The organism is Blastococcus capsensis (assembly GCF_030165005.1).
Classification (GTDB): domain Bacteria; phylum Actinomycetota; class Actinomycetes; order Mycobacteriales; family Geodermatophilaceae; genus Blastococcus; species Blastococcus capsensis.
This window is the reverse complement of the sequence record NZ_JASNNW010000007.1, coordinates 124962-147425: the sequence shown is the minus strand read 5'-3', so window position 1 is coordinate 147425 and position 22464 is coordinate 124962. Positions and strand designations below refer to the sequence as shown.

At 74.5% G+C, this 22464-nt stretch carries 22 protein-coding genes; 10 read left to right on the top strand and 12 right to left on the bottom strand.

Features of this window, described 5'->3' with window-relative positions; genetic code table 11:
• The first annotated feature begins 29 nt into the window (after positions 1–29).
• The 3 genes from QOZ86_RS08235 to QOZ86_RS08225 all read left to right on the top strand — a co-directional run bounded on the left by QOZ86_RS08235 (position 30) and on the right by QOZ86_RS08225 (position 4126).
• The gene (locus QOZ86_RS08235; RefSeq protein ID WP_284491472.1) at positions 30–1592 is read left to right on the top strand and encodes an acyl--CoA ligase family protein; all 1563 of its coding nucleotides are present in this window, start codon (positions 30–32) and stop codon (positions 1590–1592) included.
• A 63-nt stretch (positions 1593–1655) separates the two neighbouring features.
• Positions 1656–3080 (top strand): NADP-dependent succinic semialdehyde dehydrogenase, encoded by a 1425-nt coding sequence (locus QOZ86_RS08230; RefSeq protein WP_284491471.1) that lies wholly within the window; start codon positions 1656–1658, stop codon positions 3078–3080.
• A gap of 53 nt (positions 3081–3133) precedes the next feature.
• Positions 3134–4126, top strand: coding sequence for an NAD(P)H-quinone oxidoreductase (locus tag QOZ86_RS08225; protein ID WP_284491470.1), 993 nt, complete (start codon positions 3134–3136; stop codon positions 4124–4126).
• Here QOZ86_RS08225 and QOZ86_RS08220 read toward each other — a convergent pair.
• The 5 genes from QOZ86_RS08220 to QOZ86_RS08200 form a co-directional block, all read right to left on the bottom strand.
• The gene (locus QOZ86_RS08220; RefSeq protein WP_284491469.1) at positions 4112–4330 is read right to left on the bottom strand and encodes a hypothetical protein; all 219 of its coding nucleotides are present in this window, start codon (positions 4328–4330) and stop codon (positions 4112–4114) included. The two genes, QOZ86_RS08225 and QOZ86_RS08220, sit on opposite strands and share 15 nt — an antisense overlap.
• Positions 4331–4649: 319 nt before the next feature.
• The gene (locus QOZ86_RS08215) at positions 4650–6977 is read right to left on the bottom strand and encodes a heavy metal translocating P-type ATPase (RefSeq protein ID WP_284491468.1); all 2328 of its coding nucleotides are present in this window, start codon (positions 6975–6977) and stop codon (positions 4650–4652) included.
• Positions 6974–7906: a DUF8832 domain-containing protein gene (locus tag QOZ86_RS08210; protein WP_284491467.1), complete on the bottom strand. Its 933-nt coding sequence runs from the start codon at positions 7904–7906 to the stop codon at positions 6974–6976. The genes QOZ86_RS08215 and QOZ86_RS08210 overlap by 4 nt, the downstream gene beginning before the upstream one ends.
• Before the next feature lie 13 nt (positions 7907–7919).
• Positions 7920–8132, bottom strand: a complete 213-nt coding sequence (locus tag QOZ86_RS08205; RefSeq protein WP_284491466.1) for a heavy-metal-associated domain-containing protein — start codon at positions 8130–8132, stop codon at positions 7920–7922.
• A 25-nt stretch (positions 8133–8157) separates the two neighbouring features.
• Positions 8158–8478, bottom strand: coding sequence for a metal-sensitive transcriptional regulator (locus tag QOZ86_RS08200; RefSeq protein WP_431521206.1), 321 nt, complete (start codon positions 8476–8478; stop codon positions 8158–8160).
• A 278-nt stretch (positions 8479–8756) separates the two neighbouring features.
• Here QOZ86_RS08200 and QOZ86_RS08195 point away from each other — a divergent pair, with 278 nt between their 5' ends.
• From QOZ86_RS08195 to QOZ86_RS08180, 4 genes are read left to right on the top strand one after another with little or no spacing between them, the layout of a single operon-like run.
• Positions 8757–9161: an STAS domain-containing protein gene (locus QOZ86_RS08195; RefSeq protein WP_284491465.1), complete on the top strand. Its 405-nt coding sequence runs from the start codon at positions 8757–8759 to the stop codon at positions 9159–9161.
• Positions 9162–9210: 49 nt separating this feature from the next.
• Complete coding sequence (locus tag QOZ86_RS08190) at positions 9211–10482, top strand: YibE/F family protein (RefSeq protein WP_284491464.1); 1272 nt, start codon at positions 9211–9213, stop codon at positions 10480–10482.
• A complete protein-coding gene (locus QOZ86_RS08185) occupies positions 10479–11138 on the top strand; it encodes a class I SAM-dependent methyltransferase (RefSeq protein ID WP_284491463.1) in 660 nt (219 codons plus the stop codon). Before QOZ86_RS08190 ends, QOZ86_RS08185 begins: the two co-directional genes overlap by 4 nt.
• A complete protein-coding gene (locus QOZ86_RS08180; RefSeq protein WP_284491462.1) occupies positions 11128–11457 on the top strand; it encodes a TraR/DksA family transcriptional regulator in 330 nt (109 codons plus the stop codon). The genes QOZ86_RS08185 and QOZ86_RS08180 overlap by 11 nt, the downstream gene beginning before the upstream one ends.
• 33 nt (positions 11458–11490) lie before the next feature.
• Here QOZ86_RS08180 and QOZ86_RS08175 read toward each other — a convergent pair whose 3' ends face one another.
• The 5 genes from QOZ86_RS08175 to QOZ86_RS08155 are packed head-to-tail and all read right to left on the bottom strand — an operon-like array spanning position 11491 to position 16556.
• Complete coding sequence (locus QOZ86_RS08175; RefSeq protein WP_284491461.1) at positions 11491–12471, bottom strand: glycosyltransferase family 2 protein; 981 nt, start codon at positions 12469–12471, stop codon at positions 11491–11493.
• Positions 12468–13355, bottom strand: a complete 888-nt coding sequence (locus tag QOZ86_RS08170) for a glycosyltransferase family 2 protein (protein WP_284491460.1) — start codon at positions 13353–13355, stop codon at positions 12468–12470. The genes QOZ86_RS08175 and QOZ86_RS08170 overlap by 4 nt, the downstream gene beginning before the upstream one ends.
• Positions 13352–14416, bottom strand: a complete 1065-nt coding sequence (locus QOZ86_RS08165; RefSeq protein ID WP_284491459.1) for a prenyltransferase/squalene oxidase repeat-containing protein — start codon at positions 14414–14416, stop codon at positions 13352–13354. The genes QOZ86_RS08170 and QOZ86_RS08165 overlap by 4 nt, the downstream gene beginning before the upstream one ends.
• A gap of 34 nt (positions 14417–14450) precedes the next feature.
• Complete coding sequence (locus tag QOZ86_RS08160; RefSeq protein WP_284491458.1) at positions 14451–15239, bottom strand: class I SAM-dependent methyltransferase; 789 nt, start codon at positions 15237–15239, stop codon at positions 14451–14453.
• A 54-nt stretch (positions 15240–15293) separates the two neighbouring features.
• Positions 15294–16556 (bottom strand): glycosyltransferase family 4 protein, encoded by a 1263-nt coding sequence (locus QOZ86_RS08155; RefSeq protein ID WP_284491457.1) that lies wholly within the window; start codon positions 16554–16556, stop codon positions 15294–15296.
• Positions 16557–16652: 96 nt separating this feature from the next.
• Between QOZ86_RS08155 and QOZ86_RS08150 the strand changes: the two genes are divergently transcribed.
• The 3 genes from QOZ86_RS08150 (at position 16653) to QOZ86_RS08140 (ending at position 19067) form a co-directional block, all read left to right on the top strand.
• Positions 16653–16946 (top strand): Dabb family protein, encoded by a 294-nt coding sequence (locus QOZ86_RS08150; RefSeq protein ID WP_284491456.1) that lies wholly within the window; start codon positions 16653–16655, stop codon positions 16944–16946.
• A 49-nt stretch (positions 16947–16995) separates the two neighbouring features.
• Complete coding sequence (locus QOZ86_RS08145; protein WP_284491455.1) at positions 16996–17766, top strand: hypothetical protein; 771 nt, start codon at positions 16996–16998, stop codon at positions 17764–17766.
• 185 nt (positions 17767–17951) lie between these two features.
• Positions 17952–19067, top strand: a complete 1116-nt coding sequence (locus QOZ86_RS08140; protein ID WP_284491454.1) for a DUF4192 domain-containing protein — start codon at positions 17952–17954, stop codon at positions 19065–19067.
• Between the two features lie 15 nt (positions 19068–19082).
• Here QOZ86_RS08140 and QOZ86_RS08135 read toward each other — a convergent pair whose 3' ends face one another.
• On the bottom strand, positions 19083–21161 hold the full coding sequence (locus QOZ86_RS08135; protein WP_284491453.1) for a S9 family peptidase: 2079 nt from the start codon (positions 21159–21161) through the stop codon (positions 19083–19085).
• A 461-nt stretch (positions 21162–21622) separates the two neighbouring features.
• Complete coding sequence (locus QOZ86_RS08130) at positions 21623–22348, bottom strand: iron-dependent transcriptional repressor DtxR (RefSeq protein WP_284491452.1); 726 nt, start codon at positions 22346–22348, stop codon at positions 21623–21625.
• Positions 22349–22464: the final 116 nt, after the last annotated feature.

The window sequence follows — 22464 nt, the reverse complement described above, 5'->3', positions numbered from 1 at the left end:
CGCTCCCGCCGACCCCCCAGGAGATCCGGATGGCCTCGTTCACGTTCAGCCAGCTCAGCCCCACCGCGTACCTCGAGAGGTCGGCGCGGGTGTTCCCCGATCGCACCGCGATCATCGACGGGGACCGTCGCTCCACCTACCGGGAGTTCGCCGACCGGTCCCGCCGGCTGGCCGGTGGGCTGGCCGCGCGTGGCATCGCACCCGGCGACCGGGTGGCGGCACTGTGCGCCAACAGCGCCACGATGCTGGAGCTGCACAACGGGATCCCGTGGGCCGGCGCGGTGATCGTTCCGCTGAACACCCGCCTCTCCCCCGGGGAGCTCGGATACGTCCTGGAGCACTCCGGGGCCTCGCTCCTGGTCGCCGACCCCCAGTTCGCCGCGACCGCGACCGAGGTGGCGGCGGCGGTCGGCGTCCCGCTGGTGCTGGCCGGTGATCGGGACAGCGAGTACGAGCAGCTGCTGGCCGGCGGCGAACCGTTGGCGCTGCCCTGCGCGGACGAGACCGGGTTGCTCGCCCTGAACTACACGTCCGGCACCACGGGACGGCCGAAGGGGGTGATGTACGCGCACCGGGGGGCCTACCTCCAGGCCCTGGCGATGGCGATGCACACCGGGCTGGGGTCCACCAGCCAGTACCTCTGGACCCTGCCGATGTTCCACTGCAACGGCTGGTGCTTCCCGTGGGCCGTCTCGGCCGCCGGCGCCACCCACGTCTGCCTGCCGCGGATCGAGCCGGCGCGCATCTGGCAGCTGCTGCGCACCGAGGGCATCACGCACTTCAGCGCGGCGCCCACCGTCCTGACGATGATCCTCAACGCCGACGAGGCGGCCGAGGGGCCGGTGGAACCACGGGTGGAGGTGCAGACCGGCGGAGCGCCCCCGACGCCCACCCTGCTGGCGCGCATGTCGGCGCTGAACATGGACGTCACCCACCTGTACGGGCTCACCGAGACCTACGGTCCGCTGGCGCTCAACGAGTGGCATCCGGAGTGGGACGACCTGGACACCGAGCAGCAGGCGGAGCTCAAGGCCCGGCAGGGTGTGGGGAACGTGGTCGCGGATCCGCTGCGCGTCGTGGACGACAAGGGTGCCGACGTGCCCCGCGACGCCACGACGGTCGGGGAGATCGTCGCCCGCGGCAACGACGTGATGCTCGGCTACTACCGCGACGACGAGGCCACAGCGGCGGTCACCCTCGCCGACGCGGACGGGCAGCGGGGCTGGTTCCGCACCGGTGACCTCGCGGTCGTCCACCCGGACGGCTACGTGGAGATCCGGGACCGCAGCAAGGACATCATCATCTCCGGGGGCGAGAACATCTCCTCGGTGGAGGTCGAGCGCGCCCTCGACGCGCACGCCGCCGTCGCCGAGTCCGCCGTGGTGGCCGAACCGCACGAGAAGTGGGGTGAGGTCCCGGTGGCCTACGTGACGCTGCGGGCCGAGGCGGACGTCACCGACCAGGAACTGGCCGACTTCGTCCGGTCCCGGCTGGCCTCGTTCAAGGTGCCGAAGCGGTTCGTCCGCGGCGACCTGCCGAAGACCTCCACCGGCAAGGTGCAGAAGAACCTGCTGCGCGAGCAGCACAGCTGATCCCCACCCGCCGACCTCCGCAGCACCCGCTGCCGGACCACGACACCCACACGGGAGAACACCATGGCGATCGCCACGATCAACCCGGCCACCGGGGAGACGCTCAAGACCTACGACGCGCTTCCCGACGAGGCGCTGGAGGAGAAGCTCGCCCGCGCGGCTGCCGCGTTCGCCGACTACCGGCTGACCGCACCGCAGGAGCGGGCCGGCTGGCTGTCGGCCGCCGCCGATGTGCTGGCGGACGAGATCGACGCGGTCGCGGAGCTGATGGTCACCGAGATGGGAAAGACGCTCGCATCGGCGAAGGCGGAGGCCGGCAAGTGCGTGACGGCGCTGCGGTTCTACGCCGAGCGGGGGCCGGAGTTCCTCGAGCCGCAGGTCAAGGACGCGCAGGCGGTGGGTGCGCAGCAGGCCTACGTGGTCCACCAGCCGCTGGGTGTGGTGCTGGCGATCATGCCGTGGAACTTCCCGCTGTGGCAGGCGATGCGGTTCGCCGCCCCGGCGCTGATGGCCGGCAACGTGGGGCTGCTCAAGCACGCGAGCAACGTGCCGCAGACAGCGCTGTACCTGGAGCAGCTGTTCCGCCGGGCCGGCTTCCCCGCCGACGTCTTCCAGACCCTGCTCATCGGTTCCGGCACCGTGGAGCGGGTGCTGCGGGACGACCGCGTCATCGCCGCGACGCTGACCGGCAGCGGCCCGGCCGGGCAGTCGGTGGCCGCGATCGCCGGGGACGCGCTGAAGAAGACCGTGCTGGAACTCGGCGGGTCCGACCCGTTCATCGTCATGCCCTCGGCACACCTGGACACCGCTGCCGAGGTGGCCACGACCGCCCGCAACCAGAACAACGGGCAGAGCTGCATCGCGGCCAAGCGGTTCTTCGTGCACCGCGACGTCGTCGAGGAGTTCACCCGGCTGTTCGCCGAGAAGATCGCCGCCCTGACCGTCGGGGACCCGATGGACGAGGAGACCCAGGTCGGCCCGCTGGCCACCGAGTCGGGGCTGCGCGACGTCGAGGGCTACGTCGATGACGCCCGCAGCAAGGGGGCCACCGTCGTCGTCGGCGGGGAGCGGGTGGACCGGCCGGGCTGGTTCTACCAGCCCACCCTCGTCACCGGCGTGACCCCGGAGATGGGAATGCACTCCGAGGAGGTGTTCGGCCCGGTCGCCGCGCTGTACACCGTGGACTCGCTGGAGGAGGCGATCGAGCTGGCCAACAGCCACGTCTACGGGCTGGGGTCGAACCTGTGGAGCGAGGACGAGGACGAGCGGGCGCAGTTCGTCCGCGACATCGCCTCGGGCATGGCGTTCATCAACGGGATGACCGCCAGCTACCCCGAGCTGCCCTTCGGCGGGATCAAGCAGAGCGGCTACGGCCGGGAGCTGACCGAGGTCGGGATGTACGAGTTCATGAACGCCAAGACCGTCTGGGTCGGCGGCCCCAGCAGCGAGCAGGCGAAGGGCAGCACCGCAGGTGCCGCCGCGGAGTGACCTTCCGGCCGGGCCGGTAGGGGGACAGGTGCACGTGCAGTGAGGAGCGGTGGATGCGCGCGGTGACGATGTCGGAGCACGGCGGCCCGGAGGTGCTCGGCTGGGGAGAGGCGCCGGACCCCGTGTGCGGTCCGGGGGAGGTGGTCGTCGACGTGGTCGCCGCGGCCGTCAACCGCGCCGACATCATGCAGCGGGAGGGGAACTACCCGCCGCCGCCCGGGGTCAGCGAGATCCTCGGGCTGGAGTGCAGCGGCGTCATCAGCGAGGTCGGCCCGGAGGTGACCGGGTGGTCGGTCGGCGACGAGGTGTGCGCGCTGCTCTCCGGCGGCGGTTACGCCGAACGGGTCGCCGTGCCCAGCGGGCAGCTGCTGCCGCCGCCCGCCGGGGTGGACCTGGCGACCGCCGCCGCACTGCCCGAGGTGGCCTGCACGGTCTGGTCGAACGTATTCATGCTCGCCGGGCTGCGCGCCGGGCAGGTGTTCCTCGTGCACGGCGGCTCGAGCGGCATCGGGACGATGGCGATCCAGCTGGCCGCCCGCGCCGGTGCCCGGGTGGCCACCACGGCCGGCAGCGCCGCGAAGCTGGACGCGTGCCGGGAACTCGGTGCCGAGATCCTGGTGAACTACCGCGAGCAGGACTTCGTGGCCGAGGTGCGGCAGGCCACGGACGGGCACGGTGCCGACGTGGTGCTGGACAACATGGGCGCCGCCTACCTGGGGCGCAACGTCGACGTCCTGGCCACCGGCGGGCAGCTGGTGACCATCGGCATGCAAGGCGGCACGCGGGGTGAGCTGGACTTCGGCGTCCTCATGCGGAAGCGGGGGACCGTGCGGGCCACCACGCTCCGTGGCCGCCCGGCCACCGGCCCGGGCAGCAAGGCCGAGGTCGTCGCCGCCGTGCGCGCCGAGGTCTGGCCCGATGTCGAGAAGGGCGTGATCCGGCCGGTCGTGGATCGGCGGCTGCCCATGAGCCGGGCCGCGGACGCGCACGCACTCCTCGAGGGCAGCAGCCACGTGGGCAAGGTCCTGCTCCTAACGGCGTCCTGACCCGGCGACGGACTGGCCGGCCAGCCCGGACGCCGCGGCCAGGCCACCGGTGACCGCGGCGGCCCGGCGGTAGCGGGGCACGGCGAGGACCGGCAGCATGCTGGCCGCGTGCAGGCCGTCGACCGCGGCGGCCAGCCGCAGGCTCGCCCCGTCCGGCCGGGTCAGCACGAGCGCGTGCTGGGCGACCGGCCGCGCGCCGAGCACGCGGGCGATGCCACAGCCGGTCGTGCGAGAACCGCGGGTCGACCGCCGCGGCGACCGCGGCGGGACGCGCGAGCAGGAGGAGGCCGGCGGCGAGACCGGTGCCGGAGATCCCGCGGGCAGCTCGTCACCGAGTGCGGTCGATGGCACTGTTCACCGTGACGCCTCCGGGCAGGGACGTGGATGTGCGGACGGTCGGTCTCTGCCGACGATGGTGGGCAGCGACCGACTGCGCGCGGGGGAGAAGGGCCACCACGTGCGGGGTCCGTGCACAGTCTGGCTCTGAGTGCCGTGGCACTCAGAGCCAGACTGTCGGCAGGTACTACCCCGCTCGGCCCGCGGTCGCAGCACCGGCTGGGTGTCCACCGGCGACGGCGAGGGTCGCGTCCCGGTTCTCCGGCAGCGGCGAGAAGCCGCGCAGCCGCAGGCTGTTGGACACCACGAACACCGAGCTGAACGCCATGGCCGCACCGGCGATCATGGGGTTCAGCAGCCCCGCGGCGGCCAGCGGCAGCGCGGCCACGTTGTAGGCGAAGGCCCAGAACAGGTTGCCCTTGATCGTGCCCAGCGTCCGGCGGGACAGCCGGATCGCGTCCGCGGCCACCCGGAGGTCGCCACGCACCAGGGTCAGGTCGCCGGCCTGGATGGCGACGTCGGTGCCGGTCCCCATGGCCAGGCCGAGGTCGGCCTGGGCCAGCGCCGGTGCGTCGTTCACGCCGTCGCCCACCATGGCCACGGTGCGGCCCTCGTCCTGCAACCGCCGTACGACGGCCACCTTGTCCTGCGGGAGCACCTCGGCGATCACCTCGTCGATGCCCACCTGGGCGGCGACGGCCCGCGCGGCCCTCTCGTTGTCGCCGGTGAGCAGGATCGGCGTCAGCCCGAGGGCGCGCAGCTGGGCGACGGCGGTCGCAGAGGTCGGCTTGACCGCGTCGGCGACGACGAGCACCCCCCGTGCCGCGCCGTCCCAGCCGACCGCGATCGCGGTGCGGCCGGCTCCCTCGGCCTCGGTGACGGCCCGGTCGAGGTCGGCGGGCAGCGACATCGCCCGGTCGGCCAGCAGGCGCCGGCGGCCGACGACCACCGCCGAGCCCTCGACCATGCCCTGGACGCCCAGGCCCTCGAGGTTGGCGAAGTCGGCCACCGGCGGGAGGTCGCCGGTGCGCTCGGTCGCGCCCCGGGCCACGGCCTGCGCGATCGGGTGCTCGGACGCCGACTCCAGCGCACCGGCCAGCCGCAGCACCCGGGCGGCGTCCTCGCCGGCGGCGGGGACGACGTCCAGCAGCGTCATCCGGCCGGTCGTGACCGTTCCGGTCTTGTCCAGCACGACGGTGTCCACCCGGCGGGTGGACTCCAGCACCTCGGGGCCCTTGATCAGGATGCCCAGCTGCGCGCCGCGGCCGGTGCCCACCATCAGCGCGGTGGGTGTGGCCAGCCCCAGGGCGCACGGGCAGGCGATGATCAGCACGGCCACCGCGGCGGTGAAGGCGGCCGGCAGGCCGGCGCCGGTGCCCACCCAGAAGCCGAGGGTCGCCACGGCCAGCGCGAGCACGACCGGCACGAAGATCCCGGAGATCCGGTCGGCCAGCCGCTGCACCTCGGCCTTGCCGTTCTGCGCGTCCTCGACCAGCCGCGCCATCTGCGCCAGCTGGGTCTCGCTACCCACGCGGGTGGCGCGCACGACCAGCCGGCCGCCGGCGTTGACCGTGCCACCGGTGACCGGGTCGCCGGGACGGACCTCGACGGGCACCGACTCACCGGTCAGCATCGAGGCGTCGACGGCGGACGAGCCCTCGGTCACCTCGCCGTCGGCGGCGATCCGCTCGCCGGGGCGGACGACGAACAGGTCGCCCGCACCCAGCTCGCCGACCGGGACCCGCTGCTCGGTGCCGCCGCGCAGCACCGAGACCTCCTTGGCACCCAGCTCCAGCAGTGCGCGCAGCGCCGCGCCGGCCCGGCGCTTGGACCGCGCCTCGAACCAGCGGCCGGCCAGGATGAACGTCGTCACCCCGGCCGCGGCCTCGAGGTAGATGTTGGCGCTGCCGTCGGTGCGGGCGATGGTCAGCTCGAACGGGTGTGTCATGCCGGGCACGCCGGCGGTGCCCCAGAACAGCGCGTACAGCGACCAGCCGAACGCGGCCAGCGTGCCCAGCGACACCAGGGTGTCCATGGTCGCCGCGCCGTGGCGCAGGTTGGTCCAGGCCGCCCGGTGGAACGGGGCCCCGCCCCACACCACCACCGGGGCGGCGAGGGTCAGCGACAGCCACTGCCAGTACTCGAACTGCAGCGCGGGGATCATGGCCATCGCGATCACCGGCACGCTGAGCAGCGCCGAGACGACCAGCCGCGTGCGTAGCGCGCGCACCGGTGCGTCGGCCGGGTCCGCCTCGGCCTCCTCGGCGAGCCCGGGCCGCGGGGGTTCGGGCAGCCGCGCGCTGTAGCCGGTCTTCTCGATCGTGGCGATCAGGTCCTCGGTGCGCACGCCGTCACCGAAGCTGACCTTCGCCTTCTCGGTCGCGTAGTTGACCGTGGCGGTGACGCCGTCGAGCTTGTTGAGCTTCTTCTCCACCCGGGCGGCGCAGGAGGCGCAGGTCATCCCGCCGATCAGCAGCTCGACGTCGCTGGTGGTGCCCGCGGGTGCGGTGGTCATGATCCGTGCTCCTCGTGCGAGGCGGCGGGAGCCCTTCCGGCGGGCACCGTGAACGCGGCCGTGTGCACCGCGTCGTCGTGCCGGAAGTCCAGGAACAGCCGGTAGGTACCCGTCGACGGGGCGGTGGTGGCGAACTCGACGTGCGGTCCGGGCGCGGGCTCGACCGCTTCGTGCCCGGCGGGGTGGACGTGCAGGTAGGCGAGGTCGCCGTCGCGCAGGGCCACCAGGTGCCCGTAGGCGCCGAGGTAGGGCTGCAGGTCGGTGACCGGCACGCCGTCGCGGCTCACGCTGAACGTCAGCTCCGACGCCGAGCCCGGCGTCAGTCCGCCGGTGAGCACGACCGTGTAGCCGTCCACCTCCGCGATCGTCGACGGCTCCGACAGCGGCTGCGGCTCGTAGCCGCCCGGGACGGCGAGGTCGGCGCCGAGCACGCGGTTCTCGCCGTCGGCGGCGGCGGTGAAGTCGGCGAACAGCCGCCAGCTGCCCGGCTCCAGCGCCAGCGGGGCCCGCCAGACGCCGTCGGCGCCGAGCTCGGGGTGGACGTGCTGGTAGCCGGTGAGGTCGCGGCGCACGGCGACCAGGTGCAGGTCGACCTCGGAGTCGGCCTCGTACCCGGTGACCGGCGAGCCGCCGGGGCCCAGCACGGTGAAGGCGACGGGGGTGGCGGAGCCGGCGGGAGCGGTGTCCGTGGCCAGGTCGAGGGTGTAGCCGTCCTCGGCGACCTGGAGCCCGGCCGGCAGGTCCGCGGGCGCGGGAGCGGCGGTCACGTGGCCGCCGTCCCCGTGCCTCGCGTCGGCCGCGGGATGCCCGGCCGCGGGGGAGTCGTCCCCCAGGCCGACCGGGCCGACCGCGGAGCCCACGCCGACGGCCGCGCCGAACACGGCGACGAGGCCGACGGCGAACGCGGCGATCTTCGTGGGTGTGTTCATGGCGCCGGCCGCGTCAGCGGCCGCTCACCTCGTATCCGGCCTCCTCGACGGCGGCGCGCACGGCAGCTTCGTCGACCGGCTCCGCGCTGGTCAGGGTCAGCCCGCCGGTGGCGAGATCGACCTCCACACCGGTGACACCGGGCAGCTGCGAGACCTCCTCGGTGACCGAGGTGACGCAGTGCCCGCAGGTCATACCGGTGACGGTGTAGCTGGCGGTGGTGGTCATGGGGTTCCTCCCGGGAGGTGGATGGTCAGGAGCGGACGAGCCGGGCGATGGCGTCGGTGGCCTCGCGGACCTTCTCCTCGGCCTCGCGGCCGCCCGCTCGGGCGGCGTCGACGACGCAGTGGCTGAGGTGTTCCTCGAGCAGGCCGAGGGAAACGGCCTGCAACGCCTTCGTCATGGCCGAGATCTGGGTGAGGATGTCGATGCAGTACTTCTCGTCTTCCACCATGCGCTGCAGGCCGCGAGCCTGGCCCTCGATCCGCCGCAGACGCTTGAGGTAGTCGTCCTTGCGGTGGATGTAGCCGTGCGCGTGGTCGTGGCCGCTGCAGCCGCCCTCGGTGGTCTCCACGTCGTCCCTCCTGTCGGCGCCGCGGGGTCGCGATGCCGCGCTGAACTATACCCCCCTAGGGTAGGCGTCGCCAGGATCGGGATCATCGCCGTCCCGGAGCCGCGCCAGGCCGGCCCGGGCGCAGGCCAGCTCGTCCTGCCGCCCGACGATCACCTCCGCCGACGCGCCTCGCTCGGGTGCCGAGGTGAACGCCGCATCGGACGAGGAGCTCCCCCGTCCATGACGCGGAACTCCCTCCGGCAGGCGTGAACCGGCGCCGGGCGGGGCAGGAAGAGCCCGTGGAGGAGACGACCAGCGCCACCCCGCAGGCCTCGCCCGACCGCTCCGTCGCGGACGAGGAGCCCACCGTCGAGCACACCGTCGAAGGGGAGACCGCCCGGCTCAGCATCACCGGCGAACTCACCGACACCGCCCGACGCCCGCTCGTGCGCACCGTCACCGACGTGCTCCTGGCCGAGCACTCGCTGCGCCGGGTCGAGCTGGACCTGCGCGGGGTGACGTTCATGAGCTCCGCCGGCCTCGCAGTGCTGGTCCAGGTCCAGAAGCTCGGCGTGCCGCGCGGCATCGAGACCGTGCTCGTGGACCCGCCGCCGTCGGTGGCCCGCCCGCTCCAGCTCACCGGCCTGTGGTACCGGTTCACCATCGCCGAGGCCGGCGGTGAGCGGGCGGCCGGGCACTCGTAGTCAGGTGTCGGGTGCGGGCCGGCGGCGACCGGGCTCCTAGCCTGACCGGGTGTCGTCCACCCACGCCCACAGCCACGGTCCGGACCCGGACGCGCCTCCGCCCACCGCGGAGGCCCTCGGCCGCCGGCGCCGCGCCGTGTGGCTGATGCTCCTCATCCTGGTCCCGGCCGCGCTGGCCACGGTGATCGGACTGGTCGCCCTGTGGCCGGACGGCGAGCCCACCCGCGCCGAGCAGGTGGCGGCCACCTACCTGCCGCCGGGCACCACCTATCCCGACGCACGTGTGATCTCCGTGGAGAGGGTCGAGTGCGGGGACCCGGGTGGTGTGCCCGTCACCTGTGCGTCCGTCGTCGTGGAGGTCCTCGACGGCGACGGGGCCGGGGACTTCACGCAGCTCGACCTGCAGTCCGACGTCGTCGCCAACGGCGTGGCCGAAGGGGACACCCTCGTGCTGACCCGCGACGCGGGGGCCGAGGGCGGCCCGTCGTACCAGTTCTTCGACTACGAGCGGGACACCCCGATGATCGCGCTGGCCGTCGGCTTCGCGGTCGTGGTCGGCCTGGTGGCCCGGCTGCGCGGGCTGGCCTCCCTCGTCGGGCTGGCGTTCGCCTTCTTCGTGCTGCTGCAGTTCGTGCTGCCCGGGCTGCTCGCCTACGACTCGCCTGCGCTGGTCAGCCTGGTCGGCTCGGCGGCGATCATGTTCGTCGTCCTCTACCTGGCCCACGGCTTCTCCGCCCGGACGACCACCGCGCTGGTCGGCACGCTGTTCGGGCTGTCGCTGGTCGCCGTCCTCGGGTCGCTGTCCGTGGCCGCCGCCCGGCTGACCGGCCTCACCAGCGAGGAGACGGCGCAGCTGAACAGCTTCGACCCGACGCTGGACTTCTCCGGCCTGGTGCTCGCCGGCATCGTGGTGGCCGGCCTCGGCGTGCTCAACGACGTCACGATCACCCAGGCGTCGGCCATCTGGCAGCTGCACGAGGTGGACCCGTCGATGACCTGGCGGGAGCTCTACACCCGCGGGATGACGGTGGGGCGCGACCACATCGCCTCGACCGTCTACACGATCGTCTTCGCCTACGCCGGTGCCGCGCTCCCGCTGCTGCTGCTCTTCGAGGTCTACTCCCAGCCCTGGCAGGTCATCGTGACCTCCTCGGCGCTGGCCGAGGAGGTCATCCGGACCATGGTCGGCGCCATCGCGCTGGTGCTCGCCGTCCCGGTGACCACCGCTGCCGGCGCCTTCTTCGCGAAGGCCGCCGACACCCAGGCCGGAGCCGCCACCGAGCGCGGGCTGACTGTGCTGCGTGCCCGGTTCGCCCGATGAGCGAGGCTGTCCCCATGCTCCCGCCCGTACCGCCCCCGAGCGCCGGTCTCCTCGCCGCCGCCCAGGCCGCCCCGGGCTTCATGCCCGATGATGAGGGCGCCGCCCTGTACGAGGCGGCCCGCGCCGTCGCCGTCCCCGGGCCGCTGCTCGAGGTGGGCAGCTGGATGGGCAAGTCCGCGCTGTACCTGGCCGCCGCCGCGCGGGAGACCGGCCGGCAGGTGGTCACCGTCGACCACCATCGCGGCTCGGAGGAGCACCAGCCCGGCTGGGAGTACCACGACCCCTCGCTGGTGGACCCCGCCGTCGGGCGGATCGACACCCTGCCGCGCTTCCGCCGGACCATCGCCGAGGCCGGGGCCGAGGACGTCGTCATCGCCGTCGTCACCCGGTCGGAGACGCTGGCCCCGCTGTGGGGCGCCCCGCTCGCGCTGCTCTTCCTCGACGGCAGCCACACCGAGGAGTCCGCTCGCCGCGACCAGGACGCCTGGGTGGCCAAGCTCAGGGTGGGCGGCACCCTGGCGATCCACGACGTCTTCCCCGACCCGGCCGACGGCGGGCAGGCGCCCTACGGCGTCTACCGGCGGGTGCTGGAGTCCGGTGACTTCACCGAGTTGCCGGACACCGGCTCGCTGCGCCTGCTGCGCCGTGAGCGCTGATCCGCTCGGGGCGGAGCGGGCGGCGGTGCTCGCGCAGATCGACGCGCTGACCCGGGAGTTCGACGAGGTGGTCGCCGCCGCCAGGGCGTCCAACGCCGACGACGAGCACGATCCGGAGGGCGCCACGATCGCCTTCGAGCGGCAGCAGGTGGCCGCCCTGCTGGAGCACGCCCGCCGGCGGCTGGCCGACGTCGACGCCGCCGTCACCGCCGTGGAGGCCGGCACCTACGGCCGGTGTGAGGGCTGCGGCCGGCCGATCGCGCCCGAGCGGCTGGAAGCCCGCCCGGCCGCACGCACCTGCATCGACTGCGCCCGCTGAAGCCGTCGGGTGCTGCCCCCGCCCGCTCGGCGCTCAGCTGACGTAGCGGCGGGCGGAGGATTTCTGCTGGGCCGCCTCCAGGGCGGCGAAGCGTGCCTCGGCGTGCGGCGGTAGGACCCGCCGTTCCCGCAGCACCCACGGCAGGCCGCGGGCCGCCTGCAGCAGCCCGCGGAGGGTCACCCGGTCGCGGGGCACCGTGCGCAGCAGGTGCAGCGTGCGCCGTAGCGCCGGGCGGAAGGGGCGGCGCAGCCACGTCGTCCACAGGGTGTTCCGGATGCCGTCGGCGCGCCGCCGGTGCGGGTCGCGGGCGGTGCTCGCCTGGTGGTGGACGGTCAGCGCCGGCAGGTAGCACAGCTCCCAGCCGCGAGCGGCCAGGTCGCCGGCCATGAGCTCCTCCTCACCGCCCAGCCAGAGCCGTTCGGAGAACCCGCCGACCTCCTCGAACGCCTCGCGCCGGAGCACGGAGGCGCCGGCGAGGAAGGACCCGAGCGCCGGCCCGGGCAGCCAGTCGGCGCCCCGGACGGGGGAGTCGCGCAGCTCGGCGACGATCGGGTCCTCGGTGCCTCCCGGCTCCACCAGGATCCGCGCCGTCACGACCGCCAGCCGCGGGTGGGCGTCGAGGGCGTCGGCCGCCGTGCGGAGGGCGCCGGGTTCCCACCAGGTGTCGTCGTCGCAGAAGGCGACGTACGGGGTCTCGAGACGAGCCACCCCCAGGTTGCGGCCAACGGCGCCCAGGTTCTCCCGGCTGGCGATCAGCTCCACCTGCGGGAACCGGTCCCGGACGGAGTCGGCGGTGCCGTCGGTCGAGCCGTTGTCCACCACGACCACGTGCGGGTGCTCGGGCAGGGCGACCAGGCGCTCGAGGGCGAGCAGCAGCTCGTCCCGGCGCTGATGGGTGATGACGACGACGGCGACCCGCGGATCCGTCTGACCCTCATGCAGCGTTCCTGGCCCCGTCGCGGGGAGGACGGGGTCATTCTCCGAGTGGTGGGGGGCAGCAGGGTCCGTTCTCACGACCGGCTCCCCTGGAGGCGGTGCAGGTCGGCCAGCACGCCAGGAGGAACCGGCCGCCGCCGGCGCAGCGCGGCCGGCAGGTCCGGCGCCGCCCGCAGCAGCCCCTCGATCCCCGGCCGGCCGGCCAGCACCGCCCGCCCGGTCGTCCGGACCAGCTCGCCGGCCGGCAGGCGCATCGCCGCGGTGAGGACCCGGCTCCGCCAGATACCGGCCTGCCGGCGGGCCGGCGCCTCGCGCCTGGGGGAGGGGTGGTGGTGGATGGTCACCTCGTCGACGTAGGACAGCCCCCACCCGGCGCCGGCCAGGTCCAGAGCCACCCGCTCCTCCTCGCCGGGGAAGCGCACGACCGGGTCGAAGCCGCCGACGGCCTGGAAGGCCTCGGTGCGGACCAGTGCGGCGCAGGCGACGAACCCGAGCAGCGAGGGGCCCGGCAGATCCGGTGCCGTGCCCAGCGGGCTCCGGGCCATCTCCGCACAGACGGAGTCGAGCCGCTCGTCCGGGCCGACGAGGATCCGGGCGCTGAGCAGGGCCAGCCGGGGATGGGCGCGCATGATCGCCACCGCGCGCGCCAGGTCACCCGGGGCCCACCACGAGTCGTCGTCGGCGAAGGCGAGGAACGGGGTGTGCGCCTCCGCGGCCCCCAGGGTGCGCCCGTGGGCCCCCTCGTTGCGGTCCAGCGGAAGGAGGGTCACCTCGGGATGGGCCTGGCGCACCGCGGCGACGGTGCCGTCGGTGGATGCGTTGTCGACGAGCACCACCGGGGCCTCGTGGCGGGGCAGCGTGGCGAGCAGGTCGGCGCGGCGGTTGCGGCTGGCGATGACCACCGTGACCTCGGCGTCCGGCGGGCCGGAGGCCTCGGTCTGGGTCTCGGGCAGCGTGGTCATGGGGAGACCCTGCCCGCAGACCCGGGGAGCCAATCGGTGTCCGGCGTGACTTCCCGCGTTCCCGCGGGCGGCAGCGCCCACGGATCGGCGAACAGCCCGGCGGCGGACGACGCGCCGCAGAGGGCGTCGGCGGCCAGGACCACCGCGGCCGCCGTCCAGGTGGTCCGCTCGATCGGCCACCGGGCGTCGTCGGGGTAGACGTACCCGGTCCAGTACGCGCCGTCGTCGTCGCGCAGGTGCTGCATCGCCGCGACCTGCTCCAGCGCCGCGTCGCGCTGGCCGGCGGCGACGAGAGCCAGCGCGAGCTCGCAGGTCTCGGCGCCGGTCACCCAGGGCCGCTCGGCGACGCAGCGGATGCCCAGCCCCGGGACGACGAACCGGTCCCAGCCCTCCGCCAGCCGGTCGCCGGCGGCCGTGCCGGTGACCGCGCCGCCCAGCACGGGGTAGTACCAGTCCATCGAGTAGCGCGACCGGTCGGCGAAGGACTCCGGCCGCTCCCGCAGGGCACTGCCGAGGTCGGCGACGGCCAGCTCCCAGTCCGGCTGCGCCTCGCCGGTCAGCTCGGCCAGGGCCAGCCCGCAGCGCAGCGCCTGGAACAGGCTGGCGTTCCCGGTGAGCAGCGCCAGGTCGTCGGGGGTGCCGTCCGGGCGCAGGGCCCAGCCGATGGCACCGCCCGGCAGCTGCATCCGGACGACGAGGTCCAGCGCGGCCCGCACCGCCGGCCACAGCTCGGTGGTGAGCGCCTCGTCGCCGGTGGCCAACCAGGAGTGCCAGACCCCGACGGCGAGGTAGCCGGCGTGGTTGCTCTCCGCGGCCGGGGCGGTCTCGGCGCCCTCGCGGTACTCGGCTGCCCAGCTGCCGCCGGGGCGCTGCCGACCGGCCAGCCAGCGATAGGCCGCCGCGGCCCGGGCGTGCTCGCCGCCGACGTCGAGCGCCATCGCCGCCTCGACCGAGTCCCAGGGATCCAGCTGACCGGTGCGGAACCACGGCAGCGCGCCGTCCCCCGACTGCTCGCCGGCGATCCAGGCGACCGTCTGCCGCACCTGGTCGGCGCCGAGCACTCCGGGCAGCTCCGGCAGCAGGAGGCCCGCCCGGTCAGCCGGCGGCAGCGGAAGGCTCCCGGTCGGCGGGGCCGGCGCCCGCCGACCACGTGCGCGCCGCTGGGGCGGCGGGCTCGGTCGGCTTGTCGGCGTAGACGACGAAGCTCTTGCCGAACAGCGGGTCCAGCAGCCGTTCGGCGGTGCGGGTCAGCCACGGGCGGTGCGTGAGGTCCCAGACCAGCAGCCGGTGGTACGCGCGCACCGGGGGAGAGTCCTTCTCGACGCCGACGGCGCACTTCAGCCACCAGAACGGCGCGTGCAGGGCGTGCGCGTGGTGGCTGGCGCCCGGGACGAGGCCCGCGGTGGCCAGCCGGGCCCGCAGGACGTCGCCACGGTAGATGCGGATGTGCCCGCCTTCGTTGGCGTGGTACTCGTCCGACAGCGCCCAGCAGACGCGTTCGGGCCCGTAGCGGGGGACGGTCACCGCGGCCCTTCCACCCGGCTTGAGGACCCGGAAGATCTCGGCCATCGCCGTGGCGTCGTCGGGGATGTGCTCGAGCACCTCCGACGCCATCACCCGGTCGACGCTCGCGTCCGGGAAGGGCAGGCGCAGCAGGTCGCCGCGGACCACCTCGTAGCGGGTCCCCGACGGGGCCTCGCCGGCCTCGGCGATCGCCCCGAGCCAGCGCTTCGTCGTCTCGACCTCCGGCTGCCCCCAGTCGACGGCGACGACGTGCGCGCCCCGGCGGTAGGCCTCGAAAGCGTGCCGGCCCTCGCCGCACCCGAGGTCGAGGACGGTCATCCCCGGCCGCAGGTCGAGGCGGTCGTAGTCGACGGTCAGCACGGTTGCTCCGGTTCGACTCCGGGTCCGATCCGCTCGTCGGTCGCCGGCGCGCCCTCACCCGTCGTTCTCACGACGCCCCTTCCGTTCCAGCGTCTGCGCGTACCAGTCGGCGGTCCGCTCGGCCGTGGCCCGCCAGGTGTAGGTGTCGAGCACCCGCCGCCGTCCGGCCCGGCCGAGCTGCTCGGCCAGGGACGGGGAGTCCAGGACCAGCTTCAGCGCGGCGGTGAGCTCGCCGACGTCGCCGGCAAGGACCCGGAGGCCGGCCTTCGTGCCGACCACCTCGGGCAGCGCCCCGGCGTCGGTGGTGACCAGCGGCGTCGCGCACGCCATCGCCTCGATGGCCGGCAGCGAGAAGCCCTCGTAGAGGGAGGGGATCGCCACCACCGTCGCCCGCTGGAAGAGACCGATCAGCTCGTCCTCGGCCACCGGGCCGGTGAACCGGACGGCGTCGTGGAGCGCGAGCCGGTCCAGCGCCGCTTCCGCAGGCCCTCCGGGACGGGCGGTGCCGACGACGGTCAGCCGGACGGGCCGCTCGGTGCGCAGCTTGGCCAGCGCCTCGAGCAGGTGCACCAGGCCTTTGAGCGCGACGTCGGCGCTCGTGACGGCCAGGATCGAGTCCGTCTCCCGAGCCTGCCCGGCCGGCGGCGGGGTGAACCGGCCCGGGTCGATGCCGACGGGGACGACCTCGATCCGCTCGGGAGCCAGGGCCATGTGCTCGCAGATGTCCCGGCGTGAGCTCTCCGAGACGGTGGTGACCCCGTCGAGCTGCCGGACCACCCGCGCCTGCATGGCGGTGAAGGCGTACCAGCGGTGCAGCGTCAGCCTGCGCCGCAGTGTCGGGGCGGCGGCCAGTTCCAGCCGGCGGTCGATCGCGACGGGGTGGTGGACGGTGGCGACGGTCGGGATCCCGGCGCGCACCAGCCGCAGCAGCCCGTAGCCCAGCGACTGGTTGTCGTGCACCACGTCGAACTGGTCGCGGCGCGGCAGCAGGTGGCGGGCCGCGCGGACGGTGAAGGTGAGCGGCTCCGGGAAGCCGGCGGTGCACATCGTGGCCCACTCGGCGACGTCGATCCAGTCGCGGATCTCCGAGGGCCGGGGCGTGCGGAACGGATCGGGTTCGCGGTAGAGGTCCAGGCTCGGCACGCGGGTGAGCGGGACCCCCTCGTCGAGGTCGGGATAGGGCTGGCCGCTGAGCACCTCGACGCGGTGCCCGAGCTCGGCCAGCTCCCGGGACAGGGCACGGACGTAGATGCCCTGCCCACCGCTGTGCGGCTTGCTCCGGTAGGACAGCAGTGCAATGCGCAACGACCGTCCCATGGGAACGGACTCTAACGAGCGGCTGCCGGCGCCCGGCTACCCGCCGGTAACGCCCGATCGCGGGGTCCCGGGCCGGGCGGCTGGCACAGTAGGGCCATGATCCGTCACGTCGTGGTCTTCACCTGGTCCGCCGACGCCGACCCGCAGCGGCGGGCCACCACCGTTGAGGCCCTCCGTGGCCTGCGGCGCGAGGTGGGCGGGATGTCGTCGCTGGTCGTCGCCGACGACGCCGGGCTGGTCGACGGGAACGCCTCCACCGTGCTCATCGCCGAGTTCCCCGACGTCGAGGCCTTCTACCGCTACGCGCAGGACCCGGTGCACCTCGCCGTCATCGCCGAGCACGTCCGGCCGATCCTGGCCGCCCGCAGCGCCATCCAGTACCGCGCCTGAGGCGTCGCGGCCAGGGACGTCCGGGTCCGTGGGCGGCTAGGTTCGGGGCATGTCGTCTGCGCGCCGCGTCCCCCGCCGGCACCGGGTCCCCGGGGTGCTGCTCGCCGGACTGGCCTCGGCCATCCTGTTCGTCGGGTGCGGAGGGGACGAGGAGCCCGGAGTCGGCCCGGCGGCCACCGAGACCTCCACCGCCACGTCGACGTCGGCCGACGAGCCCCGCGCACCGGACCTGGCCTCCGGGCTGCTGCCGGCCGAGGCGTTCGGGCCCGAGGCCACGGTCATCGCGGTGTCGCCGGAGCAGTTGCGGCAGGGGGCGGGCCTGGCTGCCGAGAGCGAGGACCTGCAGCTCACTCCGGAGAGCTGCCGGGCCACGGTCGCCGGCACCCAGCCCGACATCGACGACTTCGAGGACATCGCCGCGCAAACCGCCACCACCGGGGCGTCGACGACGGTGGAGATGCTGCTGCGTGGTGGCCCGCTGGAGGAAACCGTCGCCCAGCTGGCCGATGCGGCCCAACGCTGCCCGACGGCCCAGATCAGCTCCCCCGAGTTCGGGCAGGCGACCGTCACCTTCGAGAACCTCCCGGTCGAGGACCTCGGCGACGGCGCGGCCCTGGTGCGCTACACCACCTCTCTGGCCGCACCCGATGGTTCCCAGGTGTCCGTGCCGACCCTGATCGGGGCGGTCGAGGACGGTGACCGGCTGCTGCTCCTGCTCAACATCGACGCCGGCCAGGACCCGGCTGCGGCCACGGACCCGGCGGCCTTCGCCGATCTCCTCGAGCAGGCCTACGAGGCACAGGCCGACGCACTCGGCTGAGGAAGTCCACGTCTCAGGCCCGCTCCCGGGGCCCGGCCCGAGCGTGCGAGGGTCGGGGAGGAGCGGGTCCTTCTACTCGCGAGCTCGGGTGAGCCTCTGGACGGGGCCACGTCCACAGCCCCCGGCTGCGTCCACAGATCCGTCGACGGGCCCCGGCCGCGCCTGCCGCCGGAAAAGGTCGGGCCATGGACGCTCCTCCCGACGCACACGGCACCGACCACCCCGAGGTCCGGATCTCCGATCCGGGGGAGGTGGTCGCCGCGCTGCCGCACCTGCTCGGGTTCCACCCCCGGGAGTCGGTGGTCCTGGTCGGACTGGGCGGCCCGACCGGCGGGCGGGTCGGCCTCACCGTCCGGGGTGACCTGCCATCGACCGGAGCTACCGGCACGGCGGCACGCCAGCTCGTGGCGAGCCTGCGCAGCGACGCGCCGACCGCCGCGCTGCTGGTCGTGGTGTCGGACGACCCCGACGACTTCGACCCTGGGGCCGGTGACGAAGAGACCGGCGGCCTCGTGCTCGGCACCCAGCTGCCGCACCGGCCGTTGGTGCACGAGCTGCTGCTGGCCCTGTCGGCGGCGGACCTGCCGGTGCGGGACGTGCTGCTGGTGCGTCGTGGCCGCTGGTGGTCCTACGACTGCCCCTACCCCTGTTGCGCTCCCGGGGCGGGCACCCCGCTCCCGGGCGGGGTGAGCGAGCTGGCCGTGGCGGCGGTCGCCACCGGGCAGGTGGTGGCGACCGACCGGGCGGCGCTGTCGGCCCGGATCGCCGCGCCGCCGGGGGCCCGCGGCGGCATGCGTGCCGCCTGTGCCCGGGTGGCCGCCCGGCGGACGGCCCGGCGCCGGGTGGTGGGCCCGGAGGTGCTGGCCGACGAGTCGTGGGCCGCACTGGTCCGAGCGGTCGCCCGGTGCCGTCCGGGCCCCGGGGGCGACGGTCCGCTGGAGGACCACGAGGTCGCCGACCTGCTGTGGGCCCTGCGTGACCCGCAGGTGCGTGACTCCGCGCTCCAGCTCGCGCTGGGTGCCGATGCGACAGCGGCGGAGACCCTCTGGACCGAGTGCACCCGGCGGGCACCTGCGCCGCTGGACGCGGTGCCGGCCACCTTGCTGGCCGTCAGCGTCTGGCTGCGCGGCGACGGCGCCATGGCCAACGTCGCGCTGGACCGGGCGATGAGCAGCGATCCCGACCTCGCGCTGGCCCGGCTGCTCAGCCAGGGGCTCGCCGCCTGCCTCCCCCCGCGGGAGCTGCGTGCCCTCCTCGAACAGGCGGCCGACGCGGGTGACCCTGCGCGTCGGCCGGCCTGACCGGGGGTGCGCGCCTCAGAGCAGCTCGGGTCGCCGCCACTCCTCGCCGAGGACGTGCTCGGCGAGGAAGTTCAGCACGGTCGAGTACCAGACCTGGGAGTTGCCCGGCGTCACGACCCAGTGGTTCTCGTCGGGGAAGTAGAGGAACCCGGACGGGATGCCGCGCTTCTGCAGCCCGTACCAGAGGGACAGCGCCTCGCCGATCGGCACGCGGTAGTCCTTGTCGCCGTGGATCACCAGCATCGGTGTGCGGATCTGGTCCACGTACCGGTGCGGCGAGTTCTGCTCGTAGCGGCGCGGTTCGGTGAACGGATCACCGAACTCCTTCTCCCAGTAGTAGGCCGAGTCGGTGGTGCCGGTGAACGCCTCGAGGTTCCACAGGCTGGCGTGGGTCACGATCGCAGCGAACCGGTCGGTCTGCGTGGCGATCCAGTTGGCCATGTAGCCGCCGAACGAGCCGCCCATCGCCGCCGTGCGGCTCGCGTCGATCTCCGGCCGCTGCTCGGCGGCGTCCACGGCCGCCATGAGGTCGGTGTAGGGCGCCCCGCCCCACTCGCCCCAGCCGCGGCGGACGAAGTCCTGGCCGAACCCCTGGGACAGTGCGGGGTTGGGCAGCAGGACCGCGTACCCCTGGGCCGCCAGCACCCACGGGCACCAGCGCCAGGACCACGAGTTCCAGCTCATCAGCGGACCGCCGTGGATCCACAGCACCAGGGGAGCCGGCCGCGCCGCCGACGCCCCCTCGGGGAGGATCAGCCACGACTGCACCCCGGTGCCGTCGGTGGCGCTCGCGCGCAGCTCGTGCAGCGTGCCCGGGAGGCGCTCCACCGTGGCGGGGCCGGGCAGCGGCTCGGGGTCCTGCATCGGGGCCGACGGGTCCAGCCGGACCGGCACCGGCGGCGAGTCGTAGGCCGACCGGAGGGCGTACAGCGCACTGCCGTCGCGGGCCACCTGCAGGTCGCTGTAGGCGCCGTCCCCCGTGAGCCGCACCGGCTTCCCGCCCTCGACCGGCACCCGGAACACCGCGTGCCGGCCGTCGTCGTCCGCGAGGAAGTAGACGGCGCTGCCGTCGGCACCGAACTGCGGCGCGCTGGGCCACCGGTCGAAGTCGGGCGTGACCTCCCGGACGCTGCCGTCGGCGACCTGCACGAGGAGCAGCGTGTAGTCCGGCGGTTCGGCGTAGGACGACATCGCCTCCCGCACGCAGACGAGCTGCGTGCCGTCGGGGGAGAAGGCGGCGGCGTAGACGTCGGCCAGCGGGTCGTCGACGAGCACCCGGGTCTCGCCGGTGGCCGTCTCGGTGAGCACCAGCCGGCTGCGGCGTCCGGCCGGCCCGTCGGGCACGTCGTCGGCGCGGACCAGGCGGGCCCCGTCGGGGGACAGCGCGATGCCGTCTCCCGCACCGGCGGGCGGAAGGGCGTCCGGGGTGAGGTCGCGCAGCTGGACCGGGGAGCGCCCGGTCGGGTCCTCGTCGGCCGGGAGCCGGCCGGCCCAGAACACGTGCGGACTCGCGGGACCGAGGTCGTGGTCCCAGAACCGCACCGGGTAGGCCTCGTGCAGGACGGCCGAGACCCCGGCGTCCTCGCGCTTCTTCCGCCGCTCCTGGTCGGCGTCGGGGTCGGAGCCGCCGGGCATGGTGGCGGCGACGACCACCACGTCGCCGCTGTCGGCGGCCACGGCGAACGAGCTGATCCCGCCGGGGCGATCGATCGCCGGCCGGGCCTCGCCGCCGTCGGCGGGCAGGCTCCACAGCGCCGGGGTGGGCTCCTCCTTGGCGTCCGCGCCCGGATCCGGCCGGGCGGAGAGGAACAGCAGCGACCCGTCGGGAGCCCACCGAGGAGCGGACTCACCAGGTGCGCTGCGGGTCAGCCGCCGGGCGGGGCGCTGCCCCTGCGGGTCCAGCTCCCAGAGTGCCGACTGCCACGTCTTCCGGTCCGGGGCCAGCGTGTGCAGCGACACGGCCAGCCGCGACCCGTCCGGCGACAGGGCCAGGGCACCGATCCGCGGTATCGCGACGAAGTCGGCCAGGTGGTGGAACGGCGTGGGCGGGGCCTCGGGGGCCGGGTCTGCGGGTTCAGCAGCGGAGGAGCTCACCGGGGCCTTCTCTCTCGCGAGGGAGCAGGAATCCGCCCCACCGTAGTGAGCCGGACGCCGCCGCCCCCTTCCGCCGCGGCGGGGCTCGCCGCGGCGGATCGGTCAGCGCACGCCCCAGGCCTGCAGAAAGGCCCCGGGGTGCGCTCGTCCAGCTCCGTCGTGACCGCCCGCAGCATGTCGCCGGCGGCGGAGGGGTCGCCGGCCGGGACGCGCAGGAGCTCGGTGCCGTCGTCCCGCCGGGTGACGACGAGGTCGTGCACCGACGGCGCCGGAACCACCCCCGTCAGCACGGCCGCAGACCAACGACCCGGCGAGCCGGGCCCGGTGCAGCAGCGGCCCGAGGTGCCGGGGGAGCGGCTGCGCGGTGCAGACGTCGGTCGCCCGCACCGGGGGCCGTCGGGCTCCCGCGGATCGGTACCAGGTGGCTCCACGGTCGCTGGTCGTCCTGGCGCGGCGGCCGCTCAGAGCAGAGGGGCGGCCTCGAGCGGGGTGAGCTCCTCGTCGACCGCGCTCACGAACATGTGCTGGGCGACGCCGGCCGGCAGCACGTACCCGTCGAGGCTCACCGAACCGTCGGCCAGCTGGGCGGTCATCGTGACCCCGGGGCGTACGCGGTGCTCGGCGAGGGCACGCAGCAGCGGCGCGTCCTCCTGCAACTGCTCGCTGATCCGCCGGATGACGACCGGCCGGCCTGCCGCGGTGGCCGTGGTCGCCAGCAGGGTGAGCGAGTCGAGCACCGCGGAGGTCCCACCACCAACCGGCTCGTCGCCGCGCAGTGCCTCCAGGCCCGGGATCGGGTTGCCGAACGGGGAGACCGTCGGGTTGCCGAGCAGCGACAGCAGGCGGCGCTCGACCGCCTCGCTCATGACGTGCTCCCAGCGGCACGCCTCCTCGTGGACGTCGGCGTAGTCCAGCCCGATGACGTCCACGAGCAGGCACTCGGCCAGCCGGTGCTTGCGCATCACGGCGGTGGCCACCTGCCGACCCTGGTCGGAGAGCTGCAGGTGCCGGTCTCCCTCGACCGTGAGCAGCCCGTCCCGCTCCATGCGGGCGACGGTCTGGCTCACCGTGGGGCCGCTCTGGTGCAGACGCTCGGCGATCCGCGCCCGGAGGGGGACGATGCCTTCTTCCTCCAGCTCGAAGATGGTGCGGAGGTACATCTCCGTGGTGTCGATCAGGTCGTTCACAGGTACTCCTCCGTGTCGGCGGCCAGTCTACGGGGCGCAGGACTCCGGACGGGGTGGCCGAGCTGGGCCCGGGGACGGACGTGCCGGGATCCGAACCGGTAGCGTCCGGCTGGATC